This is a genomic window from Acaryochloris thomasi RCC1774 (genome assembly GCF_003231495.1).
GTDB lineage: Bacteria > Cyanobacteriota > Cyanobacteriia > Thermosynechococcales > Thermosynechococcaceae > RCC1774.
The window spans coordinates 36,112-53,781 of sequence record NZ_PQWO01000003.1; the positions used below are offsets into that span (position 1 = coordinate 36,112).

Annotated in this window: 9 protein-coding genes; all 9 read right to left on the minus strand. The window is 51.3% G+C overall.

Features of this window, described 5'->3' with window-relative positions; genetic code table 11:
• Window positions 1-220: 220 nt before the first annotated feature.
• Window positions 221-2,740 (minus strand): CHAT domain-containing protein, encoded by a 2,520-nt coding sequence (locus C1752_RS05800; RefSeq protein WP_146242278.1) that lies wholly within the window; start codon window positions 2,738-2,740, stop codon window positions 221-223.
• 358 nt (window positions 2,741-3,098) lie between these two features.
• Window positions 3,099-3,338 (minus strand): hypothetical protein, encoded by a 240-nt coding sequence (locus C1752_RS05805; RefSeq protein ID WP_110985123.1) that lies wholly within the window; start codon window positions 3,336-3,338, stop codon window positions 3,099-3,101.
• A 409-nt stretch (window positions 3,339-3,747) separates the two neighbouring features.
• Window positions 3,748-9,735 (minus strand): EAL domain-containing protein, encoded by a 5,988-nt coding sequence (locus C1752_RS05810; RefSeq protein WP_110985124.1) that lies wholly within the window; start codon window positions 9,733-9,735, stop codon window positions 3,748-3,750.
• Between the two features lie 349 nt (window positions 9,736-10,084).
• Window positions 10,085-10,972: a methylenetetrahydrofolate reductase gene (locus C1752_RS05815; RefSeq protein ID WP_110985125.1), complete on the minus strand. Its 888-nt coding sequence runs from the start codon at window positions 10,970-10,972 to the stop codon at window positions 10,085-10,087.
• A gap of 100 nt (window positions 10,973-11,072) precedes the next feature.
• The gene (locus C1752_RS05820) at window positions 11,073-11,588 is read right to left on the minus strand and encodes a DUF192 domain-containing protein (protein WP_110985126.1); all 516 of its coding nucleotides are present in this window, start codon (window positions 11,586-11,588) and stop codon (window positions 11,073-11,075) included.
• On the minus strand, window positions 11,569-12,261 hold the full coding sequence (gene nblR, locus C1752_RS05825; protein WP_110985127.1) for a response regulator transcription factor NblR: 693 nt from the start codon (window positions 12,259-12,261) through the stop codon (window positions 11,569-11,571). The genes C1752_RS05820 and nblR overlap by 20 nt, the downstream gene beginning before the upstream one ends.
• A gap of 210 nt (window positions 12,262-12,471) precedes the next feature.
• Entirely contained in the window at window positions 12,472-14,367 is a 1,896-nt protein-coding gene (locus C1752_RS05835; RefSeq protein ID WP_110985129.1) for a serine/threonine-protein kinase, read from the minus strand.
• Window positions 14,368-14,605: 238 nt separating this feature from the next.
• A complete protein-coding gene (locus tag C1752_RS05840; protein WP_110985130.1) occupies window positions 14,606-15,184 on the minus strand; it encodes a hypothetical protein in 579 nt (192 codons plus the stop codon).
• A gap of 74 nt (window positions 15,185-15,258) precedes the next feature.
• Window positions 15,259-17,565, minus strand: coding sequence for a 1,4-alpha-glucan branching enzyme (gene glgB, locus C1752_RS05845; protein ID WP_110985131.1), 2,307 nt, complete (start codon window positions 17,563-17,565; stop codon window positions 15,259-15,261).
• Window positions 17,566-17,670 lie beyond the last annotated feature (105 nt).

The following is a 17,670-nucleotide window of genomic DNA, read 5'->3' on the forward strand; positions in this document are numbered from 1 at the left end:
TTGCAAATCCAAGTTTTTTTTAAGCAGGACAAGAAAATATTGGATTTAAATACCTAGAGAAATACATATGATAGCCTGAGAAACAAGACAAGAATTTATCGCAAAAATACAAAAATCATCATTCATTTCCCCAGTGAAACTTACTAATAAAGGCCATTCACCCTTATCAATAATACTAAAAAGAATATAGTGAATTAAATTCACTATCCTAATATTCAATTCATTGCCAACTCCCTAACAAAATAAAGGGACTCCAATAATATGGATTTCCATTATCTTCTCCTTGTTTTAATATCGAAATCTTCGCTTGTCTAAGTGCCTCTGCAGTTGTAGTAAAGTCCTGTGCTAAATTTTGATAAAATCCACGCATCAAGACAGTTGTAGCCTGATCATTTACCTGCCACAAGGTAGCTATCGTACTTCGCGTTCCTGATCTCATAGCAATTCCAGCCAAGCCTAACGCAGCCATTTCATCTCCCACAGCTGTTTCACAGGCACTCAAAACGAGAAGCTCAACCCCCCCCCTCTGCAATTCATTTGTTTGCAGTATTCCTCTTAACTGATTCGCATTAATTCGCCCCTCCCAAGTCAACAAAAATGTCTCATCTAACCGAGAACTAAACTGCCCATGAGTTGCCAAGTGAACTACGGGGAAAAACTCTTTATCTAAAGTTGATTGCAGTCTCAACTGAGTAAAAGTCTCATTTAGCAACGAACGGCCTTTAGACTGCCGTTCAACACTTTCTATCTCTGATGGCACATGCACTAATGCACTAAACCCATCCTGAGGCTCAGAAAGCCCCGCAATCAAAACCTTCGGGCGACTCGACAACAAAGACTTCGGCTCAATCAACTGCAGCCCTGGCGTTAAAGCAGTCGCATACTTCTCAACCAAGTACTCCAACCCATCATGCAACGCCGCCATCGGAATATTCCGCAAAACCCCATCCTGCACAAACACCAGCGTCTCCACATCACTCACAGCCAAATCCTTAGCCACCGGACGCAACAACCAGTCATAAATCTGCTGCGCCAACGGTATCACCCTCGGACTATTCGGCTGTCCCAACGCCAACCGAAACCGATCCACCGTACGCTCCACCAAAGCCTGCGGCACATCAGTCGAGAAAAGCTTCAACCCCTCCCCCGGCAAACTCACAATCACCGCCAACCGATCCGGCAAAATAATCGGATACACCACCGCCGCCTGCGGATCAATCTCATCAATCAACACCGGGTTCGCATCCAAACAAGCTTCCCGAAAGAAATTATCCAGCTCCGCCAACTGCAGCGACTCAATCGTTAACCGCGCCACCTCCAGATTCTTTGTACTCGGCTGCTCCGTCTCCGCATCTAACAGCAGCGAAACCAACTGCCGATGGATCGGTTCCACACTATCCCGAAACGTAAACTGAACCTCAGGGTTGATCGCCACCAAATCTCGGCGCAAAGACTGCAGCGTTTCCACCGCCCCAGAATAAGACGCGATTGCCCCTTGCCGATCACCCTTGACCTTCAGTAAGCGCCCCAACTGCCACTGCCAACGAAACGCACCCTCTGGAATATTTTTTGACAGCACTAACGCCCGCCGCGTCAGCTTCTCCGCCGTTGCCCACTGCTGCTCCTGCTCATAAAGCGACCCCAAAGCCCCCACCACATAGGATTCCGTCTGCGAATCTCCTAACCTCTGCGCCTGCTGTCGAGCCCTAACCAAAAGCTCAGCAATGTGCCACGCATTAGGAGCAGTCACAGGACTCAACCGCCGCAGCTTCATCAGACTGTCAGTCAAATTGAGATAGGCATAAACTGTAGAACGGCTACTGGGCTGTTGAGACAGCCCTTGCTCAATCTGCGGCCAGCCATCTTGAGCGGCAGACCACTGTTGCTCATCAATCTGCAAACTCAACTGATTAAGCTGCACCTGAATCGGCACCAAACCCGCCCCTGACGCTGCAGATTGATACTGCTCTTGAGCCTGTTCAGAATTTCCCAATGCCCTCAGCGTATTGCCAAGGCTCAGCTGAGCAGCCTGACTTTCTTGCAATAGCTGAAGCTGACGCGCCATTTCTAGACTCTTTTGCAGAACCTCTTTTGACTGCTCAAGCTCTCCTCCAATTCGCAGCGCATCACCAAAGCTCCGCAAAGCCACAACCTGATCCCGCGAAGGTGCAGCCTCTGATAACGTCGCCGTAATCTCAGCCAGACTTGCGATAGCTCTCCGGTATAGCCCCAAAGACTGCAGCGCCTGCGCTTGATTAATCAGACTTCGGGTCACGCCTCCAGCATTCTTTATCTGAGCAAAAGCTGACTCAGCCTGCTTCCAAGTGGCCAGTGCCTCCTGCGCTTTGCCCTGCGAGAGCTGCAACCGCCCTTGAATGTTCAGTGCCTGCGCAAGAGTCGGCAATAAAGACGTATCGGGTTCAAGCCCATCCGCCTTCAGCAAATTGACACTCATCGCAATAGCATGATTCGCCTGAGGCCACTGCCCCAACTGCTCATAGACCAGCGATAAATTACTGAGCGTCACAGCCTGAGAGACGTGATCGCCTTTTGCCTTATGCGAGTCGACAGCCTGCTCCAAGACAGAAGCAGCCTCAGCAAATTTTTTACGTTCAAACAGGTCTTTCCCCTGCTGATCCAAGTCATTAAACTGAACCACTAAATTAGATAGCTTTAGTTCAGTCTTAGCCAAAACGGGAACGGCTAAACAGACTGGAACAGCACCCCACAAACCAGCCACAGCAAAGCCAAAACATAGAGATGTACGCGACAGACAAAATCGCCGTCCCTGATTATAAAAGTAAATATTACTCACCCCACAAGCAACTGACTTAATCAGCTATCAATATGGTCTTTATCATGCAACTAATTTGCATCATGGAGCAAAGGAGTCAAAGAATCTTCATCAATCAATAATATTTCTACACTGTAAATCAAGACTTCATTCTTAACCCAGCATCCAGCAAAGGTTTATCAAATTGTTTTAGCCTCTCCACTATATAAGGATAGATATTGAGCACCATCTTTTATTTGCCGAGAGAAATACTTTAGGCACCCGACACCTTCTGCACAAGCTTTTCTAGTGAACGTGCACTCAGTCATGGCGTACTAGGGAAAAGTCTTGCACCTGAGTTGTCTTTTGCGTCAACGACAGGCGTTACTTGACTTCGCCCCCAGACAGTTGCAACAACATTTCCAAGTGCAACTAGAACAGCACCGATGAGACCGATCTGCTCCTTTGTCAGTGGGAGACCAAAAGTAGCTGCCAGCATGAGAGCGACTTCAACGAGTGCAATCAAAAAATTGATAACCGCTAATGGTTCACGACTTCCATTCATGTTCAATACCCTTTTAACAACAAGAAACTGAAGGCAAGAAAGTATTCCTATACCTCACTCAGCACATTGACCAAGCTGATAGATAAAGTGAGCCTTTTCCTGAGTTATGGTGCTATATATCTTGCTATTTTCTACCTATGCGATTATGTATTCAGGCACTATTAGTATTAGCTGATAAAAGCTATCTAGAATTCGGTGAAAGACTCTATACAGAGAGATTCCATAGAGCACGAGTAATGTCACCTCCGTGTTCACACTTAGCGTATCTGCAGTCTATGGAAGCACATCAATCGAATTCTCCGAGAGCACGTGCGATCGCAAGCAGAACAATGCATGGCTCCCAGTTCAATCATTATTGAACGCATTTTCAGCAACCGTACTGGTGCTTAAGATTGAAGACTAAGTATGGTTAGAGATACTGCTCAGAAATCCTCTCAGAGAAAGCTGCCTTAATGACAGCCGTAGCGGCTTCGCTATCTACTGGCTTAGAAAAGAAATAGCCTTGCCCTGACTCGCAACCCAAAGTTCGAAGTTTTTCAAGTTGTGCCTCGGTTTCAATGCCTTCTGCCACGACATTCATATCTAAGCTATGAGCTAGGGCCAAAATAGTCTGGACCACGGCCACACCATCAGCAGCTTGTCCCTCAATACGGTTGACGAAGGCACGGTCAATTTTCAAAGTATCTATCGGGAATTCATGAAGTCGGCTCAAAGACGAATACCCTGTCCCAAAGTCATCAATACAGAGCCGAACACCCTGGTCTCGCAGCTCAAAAAGCTGTGCCGATGGACTAGAAGTGGCTGACAACAGACAGCTTTCCGTGACCTCTAGCTTGAGGGTTGCAGGGTCAATGTGATACTCAGTCAGCAGCTTCAGCAACTGCTCCGTGAAGTCTGGCTGCTGAAGCTGCAAAGCAGACAGATTGACATTCATAACAAGGGACGCAGCCTGAGGGAACTGATGCTGCCACTGCTGGATTTGTCGGCAAGCTGTCTCCAATACCCACCAGCCTAAAAGACCAATTAATCCTGTTTCTTCAGCAATGGGAATAAACTTGACGGGTGAGATCCAGCCACGCTGGGGATGATGCCATCGCAGCAGCGCTTCAAATCCAAGGAGTTGCCCCGTTTGCAGGGCAATAATCGGCTGGTAGTTGAGCTGAAAATCGACGGGAGAAGGCGATTCACCCAGCCAACTAGCCACGTCAATAGCGTGTCGCAATTCGTTCTCAAGCTGCAGACGCTCCGTCGCACTGCTTTGCATGATCGGGTCGAACATCGCGTAACACCCCCGTCCCTCAGCCTTGGCACGATAAAGAGCGGTATCGGCATCCCGCAGCATATCCTCAGGGCTTTGATAGTGACTGCCAGTACTTCGAGCAATGCCGATCGAGGTTCCGGTAAACACTTCGTATTGGTGAAGCTGAAAGGGCTGAATAAATTGGCGCAGAATTCGATCAGCCAAACCAATGATCTCCTTTGCAGAGGCATCTTCGATGAGTACCGCAAATTCGTCACCCCCCAGGCGCATAATACTGTCGGGATGGGGTAAACAGGCCTGCAGCCGCTCCGCAACCCGCTGGAGGAGTTGATCTCCGACAATATGCCCCAAGCTGTCATTAACCACCTTAAACTGATCGAGATCTAGAAAGAGAATTGCATACTGATAGTCTGGCACTTGTTGACTGAGCAGCAGATTTTCAGAAAGCCGCTCCATGAGGCAGGCTCGGTTTTTCAGCCCGGTGAGTAAGTCATGAAAGGCATCGTGAAGAAGCTGCTCGTGTACCTCCAGCAGATCGGCCTGAGATTGTTCGAGCTGTTTAGCATAATCTTGCGAAGCTTGATAAAGACTGGCATTCTTTAGCGAAATGGCTGCTTGAGCACACAGCAACTTGAGCATTTCGAGCCGGTCCCCTCTGAAGGCGTGGGCTGCTAGATTATTCTCAAGGTAAAAAATTCCCACTAGCTTCCCCTGGGTCTGAATCGGTAGGCTCAGGACGGATGGGGGGCAGTGCTCAGCGATATAGGGATCGAGCGTAAAGCTGGTCAGTGCCGTGACGTTATCTAGAATTAACGGCTCTAAGGTCCGTTCAACATGGCGAATCACGGTTTCAGGGACGTCTGCACCAGAGATGGGCCGAGGGCGATGGTTGAGCAGCTTGCCGTCCCGGCAGCGCACGGCGAGGATCCACTGCTCGTGTTGCTCTGGTAGCAATAAGGCCCCCGCATCAGCCCCAGAGTTTTCGATCACAATCTGCATCAACGTCGAGAGCAGGTGATCGAGATGCATCTCTTTTGAAACAGTCTGAGAAGCTTTGATCAGCGTACTTAAGTCAATGAGCGATGAAGTGGAGGTGCTGCTAGTGGTCAGAGTGCCAATCGATAAAGCAGTGATGGTTTCAGTGCTGTGCGAGCGTTCATGGGTTTGCTCCAGAATTGAGGCCAGCAGAGGGCGATATCGCTTTTCTAGATCTTCAACTTTAGCTGCAGCCCCCCAGTGCGCATAGGCGTAATAGGCATCAATCAGATAGGTCTTACCAATTTTCTCTTTGCCCCAGGCTAGATAGAAGCGGGCGGCCAGCTCATTGGCTAGGGCAACATCCTGAAGATAGCCGTGTTCGACTGCAGTTGCGATCGCAACATCATACCCCTCCATTGCCGCCATAGGTGCCCCTAGAACACGATGGCGCTCAGCACAGATTAGTTCGAGTCGATGCTGGTGGTTCTGGGGGGCAGAGTTAGCCCAGTGCTGCAGTTGCGTCTGACTGGCATCCACCTGAGCGAGCAAATCAGTCTGGTCAGCCTCAGAAGCCTGCGGATAAACCGCCAACCGCACCAGCGCACTGTAGAAGTGAAAAATAGGCACATCGGGCATTCCCGTCACGCAACCCACAGACGGCTCTGCAGCTATGACCGAGCGGAGCGCCTCATCCTGCTGTTCAAAGAGGTAAGCCAGCAACAGCTTCTTGAAGTTGAGATAGAACAACGCCAGCACATCATTAGCAGCCAGATGCTGCGGCTGCATCACTTGTTCGCTATAGACCGCGCCCACCAAAACCCAAGGCTCTTCAGTAGGCTCCGTCAGGTGCAGCACCATCTGCCACAGCATGTCGCAGTAACAAAGAATAGTTCGCTGCTGTAAGTAGCCGACCGTCTCGCTGCTCGCTCGAATTTCCGGCTCTAGCTGACTCAGCTCTTGACCAGCGAAAAAAGCATTCTCGACATAGTGATGGATGGTATAGGCAGCATATTCTACATCCCCAGCCTCCAGGGATAGCTGATGAGCCTGATGCATCGGGACCAGCGTATCCCTTAGTGGATCACGAAAGTGGCGAATAAACAGATTAAGTAGCGCTAAGATCTTAGGCTGCAGTTCTTGGTTGGGATATCGCGCCAGCAGGTCCTGGGATAACTGTCCAAATCGATAGCCAGCCTCTATTTCCCCCGTCAACCCACAGAGGATAACGCCGTAGGTCACGTACCCAAAGGCAGAGAGAGATGAGTTGCCGTGACGGAGCGTCAGCGCCACCAACCGAAAAACAATCAGCGGCACTAGGGGCGAACCTGCCAAGTAAGAAATCGGCCAGATTCTAGCCAGAATCAACATCTTGGCAAACTGTACCGGATCCTTCATTGGCGGCAGATCCAGCAGTTCTTCACGGCTCTGATTAGCCAGTAACATCGCCGTTTCCTGCAGGCCCTGCTGCACGGCCGCAGCATCAAGCGGCTCCGGAAAGTGGACGTCTAGCTGAGCAAGATAGTCCAAGGCAATCTCAATGGCCTCCACCAGCTGGCTTTGGGCCGCGCGACTGAGGATCCGACTTTCTTGAACTTTGAGGGTATCGAGGTGGGTAACCGCATGACTTAACACCTGTTCAGCAAAGGTATCCATGTCGTCATAGCGACCGCAAAGATAGGCAGTCTCTACGGCCTCGGTATAGAGGGCCAGCGTCAGCTGATACTGCTGCTGCCAGCCTCGATCTGGCAGTAGGTTGATGCCGGCTTGAAAATAATCTAATGCTGCAGTGTGGGCCGTTGAATGTTTGGCTTTGCGTCCTGCAGCTAAATTAAGCTGAGCGAGCTGGAGCTGTTCGTAGGTCTCAATGATCAGCGTGTGGCCCTGGTTAAGCTGGTTTGCGATCGCAAATAAAGCCTCGTCTGTTCCCTCGCGATCTCGATAGGCTAGCAGAAGCCGCCCAATGGAGAGATGGGTACTGGCCCGCTGCAGTCGAGGGATCAGAGTATAGGCAGCCTGCTGTACGCGGTCATGCAAAAACCGGTAGTGAGGGGCTTCCTGTTCAGATAAAAACTCCGTTTCTGCCCGCAGATCGTTGGCCCCTTGTTCAGGCTGATAAAACTTGTAGGTTTCACGCTGGGGCAAAATTAGCCCCTCCTGTAGCGCAGGCCACAAAGCGGCCGCCGTTTCAGCCTGCGATTGCTCACACACCGTCGCCAGCGTCGCCAAATCAAATTGACCTCCAATACAGGCTGCTAGCTGCAGGGTTCCGCGCGTCATTTCAGGTAACTTCTGTATTTGTTGGGCCACGAAGGTGACCACATCATCCGTGAGCGCCAGCGCCCTCACCTGCGTTAAATCACATTGCCAGGATCTAGCCGCCTGACTATAGGCCACCAACCCTTCTTTGTGCAGCATCTTCAGAAACTGCGTACTAAAGAACGGATTGCCCTGCGTCTTTTGAAAAATCAGCTGCGTTAGCGGACGCGCCACATCCCCTGGGCACTTCAACGTGTCTGCCACCAACTGATTGAGATCGTAGAGCATCAGAGGCGTCAGCGTCACCACCTGAGACCGAACCCCCACTTGCTCTAGCATGCGCAGCGTCGCCAGCAGCGGATGGGCCGGAGACACCTCATTATCTCTGTAGGCACCCATCAGCAGTAAATGCCCTTGATGTTCGGTAGACATCAATACCTGAATCAGATTTAGAGAGGCCAGATCGGCCCACTGTAGATCATCCAAAAACAGCACCAGAGGATGCTCCTCAGTGGCAAAGATCTGCACAAAGTGCTGAAATAGCCGGTTGAATCGGTTTTGGGCTGCGGTCCCAGATAACTCTGAGACCGGGGGCTGAGCGCCCAGAATCTGCTCCAGCTCAGGAATTACGTCAATGATTACCTGGGCATCTTGCCCCAAAACGTCCAGAATATCGGTCCGCCAACGCTGCACGGCATCAGGGCTGAGGGTCAGAATCTGCCCCATCAAATCCCGCAGCGCATCCACAAAAGCAGAGAAGGGGACGCTGCGCTGAAACTGATCAAATTTACCCTTCACAAAGTAGCCCTGACAGCGCACAATCGGCTTGTGAACTTCAGAGATAACAGCGGTTTTGCCAATCCCAGAAAAGCCCGAGATCAGGACCAGCTCTTGGCCGCCATGCGCGACGCGCTCAAAGGCATCTAGCAGCATTCTCACTTCATGGTCTCGACCATAGAGTCGCTCAGGAATCACAAAGCGATCGCATAAATCGCCTTGCCCTAAGGGGAACATCACCCTCGCTCCCATCGCGACCTGGTCCACACAGCGCTGCAGATCCTGCTTCAATCCCAAGGCACTCTGGTAACGATCTTCAGGATTTTTTGCCATCAGCTTGGCCACAATCGCCGACAGCATCGGCGGCACATCAGCATTGCGCTCCAGCACCGCCGGAACAGATTGGGCAATGTGGCGATGAATCCATTCAATCGGCTGTTCGGCCTCAAACGGCAGTTGGCCGGTCAACAGCTCAAAAAACGTGACCCCAAGGGAATAGAAGTCAGTACGGTAGTCAATCCCGCGATTCATTCGCCCCGTCTGCTCTGGGGAAATATAGGCTAGCGTTCCTTCTAGAACCCCTAAGTTTTGAATCTCCTGCGTTTCTCGAGGCAGCACCGAGGCCATGCTGAAGTCCGTCAGCTTTACCTCGAGGGTCTCAGGGTGAATCAGAATATTGTGGGGCTTGAGGTCTTTATGAATAATGCGTTGCGCGTGTAACCCCTCTAGGCTTTGGGTAATACTCAGGGCGATGTCTAAAAATTGGGTCAGGGGCAGGATGGGGCAGGTCTCTAAATCCTGTACATATTGCTTCAGCGAAAGACCACCAAAGTCTTCCATCACTAGCGCAAAGCCGTTATCACAGGGTTCCAAGCCATAGAACTGCACAATTCCAGGCAGTGAGAGTGGCCGTGTAATCGCGTACTGATTGCGAAATTGAACCAGCTCAGCACCACTGGGATAGACTTTTTTCAATTTTTTGATGACCACAGGGGTCTGATCGAGCTGACGCTGCCCCCGAAAGACAAGGGTTCTCGACCCATCATAGAGGGTCTCCAGGATCCGATAGCCTTTGAGCACAAAGGTAGTGGATGACGAGTTTTGTTGAGTATTGAGAGCGTTCAAGCGATCCCCTTGCTCTGCTACGCAGCAATGACTTCTATGAGCAGTACCCGGCTGAGTTAGGTCAGCCCGTCCTTAGCGTAGATGGACATCAGCATGGCTGAAGTCCCAATCAATACGTGTACCGCTATGAGCTAGGGTTCCCCGTCCCCTTTTGCTTATGACATCAGGATGGAGAGCTAGAGAGCATAGACAGATTTTTTACGCTTCTTCTGCGGCAAAAACGTCCCTCGCAGAAATTGAGGATAACGAGGAAATCTTGATCCTTGGGTTTGGAAGTACAGAAGCCAGCAGCCAAAACAGCTCAAGGGCTTGGGATGGCTCGCATTATTCAATCTTTGATGTATCTCAGCTAGGTGCAAGCGATGGGCTCAACACCTGCTCGATCGAGAATTTGGGGAATCAGCTCTTCTCGCTTGACCGCCATCATATGAACACCCTGGCAGATCTGGCGGGCCTGCTGGACCTGTTCAGATGCGATCGCAATTCCTTCCTGCAGCGGCTCTTTTGATCGCTCTAGTCGCTCAATAATCCAGTCCGGGATATTGACGCCGGGAACACAGCGATTGATAAACCGAGCATTTTTTGCCGACTTGAGTAGAAAGATACCAGCCAACACGGGCTTGCCGTGCGGTTCAGCAATCTGAGACATAAACTTATCGAGGCGATCAAAATCAACGATTAGCTGACTCTGAAAGAACTCGGCTCCGGCCTCTACTTTGCGCTCAAACCGTTTCTGCAGCCCCGACCAGCTAGCAAGCTGCGGGTCAACTGCAGCCCCAGCAAAAATCTCAGTCGACCCATCCGGCAGCGGTTTATCGTTGGCATCTATTCCCGCATTGAGCTGGGTAATCGTCTTCAACAGACGAACGGATTCTAAATCAAAGACTGAGCGAGCTTTGGGATAATCTCCAGCTTTGACCGGATCACCCGTGAGCGCCAGAATATTGCGAATGCCTAAGGCGTGGGCACCCATGAGATCGGCCTGGAGGGCAATGCGGTTGCGATCGCGACAGGCCATCTGACAGATTGGCTCTAGACCATGCTGACGTAGAATCACAGCCGAAGCCAGCGAACTCATGCGCAACACCGCCCGGCTACCATCGGTAATATTGATCCCGTGGACCCATCCCTTAAGCGTTAGGGCCTGCTGCACCATGTGGTCAACCTGACCACCCTTGGGCGGCGTGACTTCTGCGGTCACTAAGAACTCGCCTGCCTTAATTGCAGATTTCAACAATGCTTTTACTCATTTCTTCTGTCCTGGTATCATGCCGCCATCTTCAGCTGGCGTCAACCAGAGCAGAAAGGCAGAGATAGACTTAGAATAGCTGATTCATTTAGGGGGTTGCCTGGGCCTCTAGGTCTTTGACCGCCACCGAGTCTCCCACCTGAAGCCCCAACTCGTTAGCACGACCTGCGCGCAGCTCAATCACCTGATCAACGGGTACCTGGGGACCATACACTGGGCAGGGCCGATTTGTGCAGGGTGGTGCGCTGTTTTGAATCCCCACAACCTGACCCTGATGCAGAAACACCATATCAAGGGGCACCGGGACATTTTTCATCCAGAAGCCCACCTTTCTCGCTGACGGAAAGGGAAACAGCATTCCTCGATTATCAGGCAGTGGTTCACGATGCATGAGTCCGGTGGCCTGCTGTTGTCCGGTACGAGCCACCTCCAGTTCAATCATCTGGTCAGCCATCACGGCCTGGGCGGTAATGGGAAGAAACTGTCCTGCCGACTCTGCAGGAACATCAGGCAGTGCATTACTCAAGGACTGACATCCCAGCAGCAGCAGCCCCGAGACGGCCACAGACACAGGCCAGAGGCGCTTAAGCTTCACGTAGAACATATCCCACTCCTCGAACGGTATGAATTAGGCGTTGATCTGCGCTCGCTTCAATTTTGAGGCGCAGATATCGAATATAGACCTCAATGACGTTGGACTCCCCCATGAAGTCATATCCCCACACCTGATCTAAAATTTGCTCCCGCGTCAGCACTTCACCGGGATGCTCCATAAATAGCTTAAGCAGTTCAAATTCTTTCATGGTCAAGTCAATCGTGCGTTGTTTGCGCATGGCGGTTCGCGTCGGTAGATGCAGCACCAAATCGATAAATCTTAGATGCTGTCCCACCTCGACATCCTGGCTTGGCTGCAGGTAAAGACGCAGGCGATCTTGCAACGCCTCACGCTGATAGGGTTGCAGCACATAGTCATCAGCACCCGCATCTAAGCAGGCGGTCCGATCTGCAACGGTTTCGGTGGGCATCAGCATCAACATCGGCACCTGCACCCCGACAGCCCGTAACTGACGACAGAGCTGAAAACCGCAGTCCTTACCCAACTCAGAATCGATCATAATGAGAGCCGGTGATAAGTCAGCCTGCATCAGAGCACCTTTGGCATCTGAGGCAGTCGCGAGCTGATATCCCAGCGCCTGCAGGTCTGCTCCCAAGGCATCAATCGGGCCGGTGGGGAGCTGCACCAACAAAACTTGGGCATCAGACAATGAATCATTCATGGGCATCAATAATAGATCACACCTGAGAACGCGGCTCAAAGACCAGACATCGGGACGTCGAGCAGCACAGCTTTTCTTGGCTCCTGTTCTAGCATGCCCTATTGATGGCGGAACGGGGGCGTCCGCTTTCATGAAGCAAAACGGGAGGACAGAGTTCCGCACCCCTCGAACTAAATATCAGGCGATTGAAGTCGCTGCAATAGCAATAACCTAGGCTTTCCGCACCCTAATTTGAACTCGGTTTTGAGCGGTACGACGAATGACGCCCCGCAGGTCACCGGTATTAAAGGTGGCGTCTACAGCCTCTCCACGACGGGCCTTTTCAAGCTGAGAAATGATAGAAGGTGTAGACTGCCCAGCCAGCATCTGATCGAGCTGCGTTTTCATTAGATCTAGGGACAGAGAGGGATCAAGCTGCACCTCAGTTTGAATAATGACGTTGGTGGTGCAGCCGTAAAGCACGTTTACTGCCATTTTATCGGAGGCAAAGGCATAGGATTCGCGCCAGGGATCGCCCCATGACTTCGGATCAGATTTAAGATCGGCTGAGGTGGGCTGATCATCTTGGGGCCAATTTTTCGTCCAGGTCTTGATGGGAGAGGAACCCAACTGCGTTTGGATGGGCTTAGCAGCGGTTTTAGGTTCTACATCAGCACGGCGGCGAGCATCGAGGTTTGCCAGCTTCCGCTTGGCGTTGGGGACGTTGAGGGGCTTGAGGACTTGGTCCATGCTGCTGCCCAGATCCACCGCGGACCACTGGGCAACTTTTTCCCAGGCGGGTTCGGCGTTGGCGGCATTGGCAGGAATGTCTTTGAGGAGGGTTGCGATCGCATCTCCCTTTTTACCTTCTCCTGCCAGCTTCTCAGCAGTCTGCAAAGCTTCCCACACCTCAATCGACTGCTCAGCCTTAGCGTGCAGCTTTTGATCATCGCTGGGCACCTGAGCCGCTGCATCAATAGCCGCCTGATACTTGCCGTTCATCGCTAAAGACCGCGCATCTTTGAGCAAAGCTGTAGACTCTTCTTTACCCTGATCTTTACCCCTATCTTCCTGAGCCATGATCACCACGGAAGCCCCCAGCGCACTGGCGGCAAACAGCGCCACAAGACCCGCCGCAATCGCTGCAGCATTTAACGGACGCCGGGGCCTTATAGAAGAAGTCACCGAAGAAATAGAGGCCTCACTAGGGGATCCACCAAAGGGCTGGTGAGAGGAGCCGGAGAAAGCATCAAACACCGTCACAGCAGCCTGCGGCGCAGCAGGAGAAATTAAGGTGGGCGACACTGGCGTTAGACCTTGCAAAGCCTGCAGCATTTCATGGGCGGTGCTGTAGCGATCTCGGGGATCAAGCTGAGTCACCCGCGTGAGCACAGCAGCCATCGCCGGACTGACCTGAGGCGCATACTGCTGCCAGAGCAGTTCACTCGTCCGGGAATCTTTTTCAAGATCACCCAACAGCCTACCGGTAAGAGCGAAGATAGCCGTAACCCCAAGACTGTAGAGATCGCTGGAGTAAACCACCCGTTGAGCTGCCTGTTCAGGCGGCATAAACCCACCAGAACCAATGACCACCGAGCAAGTTACATTTCCAGAGGAACTCACTACCGTTTTTAGAAGCTGCTTCACCGCACCAAAATCAATCAGCACTGGCTTCTGGTCTGACTGTCGCAGAATAATATTCTCGGGCTTCACATCTCGATGAATCACTTCACGGGGTGCGTGATGATGCAGATAGTCCAGAACCGGCAGCAGCTGCGTCATCATCTGCAGAACATCAGCCTCCGGCAAAGGACCCGCTTGTCGCACCCTTACCCCCAAGGTTTGCCCCTGGATCCACTCCTGAACCAGATAGAACAGCCCATCTTGCTCAAAGTAAGCATAAAGCTTCGGAATTTGGTCGTGATTGAGCTGCTCCAGCGTAGCCGCTTCTTCTTGAAACTTCTGCAGCGCCATCTGATAGGACTGCTGATTGGGCGTCTCCGGCCGGAGCTGCTTGACCACACAGCGACGCTGGGACGGCATATGGGTATCTGCAGCCAGAAACGTAGTGCCAAACCCACCTTGTCCGAGCTGCTCTAGTATCTCAAAGCGGTTGTTCAAAAGCATCGCTACAAATTCTCCTCGGTGGTTCAACGACGGCCAAAGGCAAAGAAACGAACAAAGGCCGGAGGTATTGAAACTGTATACCTTCAGGATAGTTGCCACCCCTCTGTCTGTCAGTCCTGCAGCAGCAAACAACTAAGGGAAAATTAAGCTAAATGACTCAGCCACAAAGGGAAATAAAGAGAAATAGACGCCTTACAAGCACGAGCGCGACTCGCCAGCCCAGTGAATCTGATTTCGCTCAGTCCTCTGCAGGCAACTCCCGTCGGGGCGGAAACTGACCGCGCTCCTTGCGAGCCGCCATCGCTCTTTCCAGCAGCGCCAGCAACCCCGGCGCTTCTTCTTCCATCGTCAGCAGCAACCGCTCACCCAAAGCCATATCGCCGGGATCGGTCCCAGTCGCCAAAACTTCCTGGAGCCGAGGGATAGCCCAGACATCCACCATCTCAACAAGACCATTAAAGCACCGGTCGAACTGACGCTCCGTCAAAGTCGCATCTTCCAAAGGGAACTCAATGATTGCTCGAATCTCGCCATACATTGGGTCATATTCCCACTGCAGCATCTTGGTTTCCCAAGAGATCACCAGCATCGTCTGTAGAATTTGGGCCTTATGCGGATGATCCTGCACCCCCGTGATCACCTCTGGCATAAACAGCTTGAAGAACCCTCCTTCTTCATCTAACTGCACCACAGTCAGTAAGTTATCCTTGTTCTCACCCGCAATGTAGGTCAGAATACGGAATTTATCCGACTGGACTTGGTAGTCTAAGCCTCGGCTTTCTAAATAACCTGCAATTTGCTGTAGCGTTGCACCCATTTAGGGATCCTCACCTGACGCCCAAGTTCATGGAACCAGTGTGACAGATTTCTGGCATTTGAAAAAGCCTAAACTCAATCAGAGCTAGAGGATCCGTCCAGAGCAGCAGCCGTTTTCTTGCGGTCGAGCTTAAACACGAGACAAGCCAACGGAGGCAAACACAGGTCAAGGGAATAGGGCCGGTTATGCAAGGACCACTCTTCAGCCCACTTACCGCCTAAATTCCCCATATTGCTGCCGCCATACTCGCGGGCATCGCTATTGAGTAGTTCTGTATAGAACCCAGCCTCAGGAACCCCAACGCGATAATGGCTGTGGGGCTGAGGTGTGAAGTTACAGATAGTCAAAATACATTCATCAGAGTCCTTCGCCTTTCTCAAGAACGAAATGACGCTGTGGCGATTGTCATTACAGTCAACCCACTCAAACCCATCATAGGAAAAGTCTTGGGTATACAGTGCCGGCTCAGATTTATAGAGCCGATTCAGCACCGAAAGGAACTGCTTAAGCTGCTGATGCGAGTCATATTCAAGCAAATCCCAATCCAGATCTCCCCACGCATTCCACTCGCTCCACTGCCCAAACTCCATACTCATAAACAGCGTTTTTTTGCCTGGATGGGTAAACATATAGGAATAGAGACAGCGGATATTTGCAAACTTTTGCCATTCATCCCCCGGCATCTTACCGAGCATGTTGCTCTTCCCGTGCACCACTTCATCATGGGACAGCGCCAACATAAAGTTCTCGCTGAAGGCATACATGATGCTGAAGGTTAGATTGTTTTGATGAAACTGGCGAAACCACGGATCCATGTTGAAATAGTCCAGCATGTCGTGCATCCAGCCCATATTCCACTTGAGATTGAATCCCAGGCCCCCGACGTAAGTAGGCCAAGAGACCATCGGCCAGGACGTGGATTCTTCAGCAACAGAAAGAACGCCAGGGAAATAGCTGAAAATCACGTGATTAAGCTGACGCAGAAACTCCGCCGCCTCAATATTTTCCCGACCGCCATACTCATTCGTCACCCATTCCCCCGGCTCTCTGCAGTAGTCGAGGTAGAGCATTGAGGCCACCGCGTCTACGCGAATGCCGTCAATATGGTACTTGTCGAACCAAAATAGCGCGTTCGCCATCAAGAAGTTACAGACTTCATTACGGCTGTAGTTAAAAACGAGAGTCCCCCACTCCTTATGCTCACCTTTGCGGGGATCGGCATGCTCATAGAGATGTGTCCCATCGAAAAATGCCAATCCGTGACCATCTTTGGGGAAGTGGCCTGGCACCCAATCCACCAAAACACCAATATCGTTCTGGTGACACTGGTCAATGAAGTACATCAAGTCTTGGGGCGTACCAAAGCGAGAGGTACTGGCGTAGTAGCCTGTCACCTGATAGCCCCAAGAACCATCGAAAGGATGTTCAGCCACGGGCAGCAGCTCAACATGCGTAAAACCCAGTTCCTTAACGTAGGGAATCAGCTTATCGGCAAGCTCTCGATAGGTCAGAAAGCGCGCACCTGGCTTCAGATCTGAAACCAGGATAGGAGGAAGGGGCTTCCCATCTGCGCTCAGAGCCGGTTCATCCGAAGCACCATGCATCCATGACCCCAGATGAACCTCGTAGACAGAAACTGGCTGATCCAAAGGCTCAGTTTGCCGACGACTTTCTAACCAGTCTTGGTCGCTCCAGGTGTAGCTATCGAGATCCGTGACGATGGAAGCCGTCTTAGGTCTAACCTCTTGCTGGAAACCGTAGGGATCTGACTTCTCGTAAATATGTCCATCGTTATTTTTAACTTCGTACTTGTACGCAGTATCGACCATCAGCTCTGGAATAAACAGTTCCCAAATGCCTGTATCTCCCTTACGCATTTGATGCTTGCGGCCATCCCAGACATTAAAATCACCCAGAACAGAAACGTTGCGAGCATTAGGTGCCCAGAGCGCAAAATAAACGCCGCTGATGCCGTCCAGAGCCGTTAAGTGAGCCCCTAGCTTTTCATAGATACGATGATGGTTGCCTTCAGCAAAGAGGTGTCGGTCATACTCAGTGATGCGGGGTGATTTAAAAGCATAGGGATCATAAATAACCCGCTCATGCACCCCTTCTTTAATCCGTAGCTGATAGTTCAAAGGCTCAGAGCTAGGAATCTCGCACTCGAAGAAATGGGGGTCATGCTGAGAAGCCATTGGATAGTCTGGCTGATCACCTGGGCACACAACAGTGACCGCATCTGCATTCGGCAGATATGTTCGAATCACCCATCCAGGCTTGCCGTCTAAATCAACTGCGTGAGGCCCCAAAATCTCAAAGGGATCGTGGTATTGATTGTTGGCTATCTTGCTGACGTGATCGGCGGTGATGGAGATGGACATGAAGCTACCTATGGAGTGTGCGATGGCCTGTGATCAGCCGGTCTCTCAAAAAGGAGCTGTGCTAACGGCTATCACAGAATCTTCAAAGCGGGTAAAAGTGGCAGT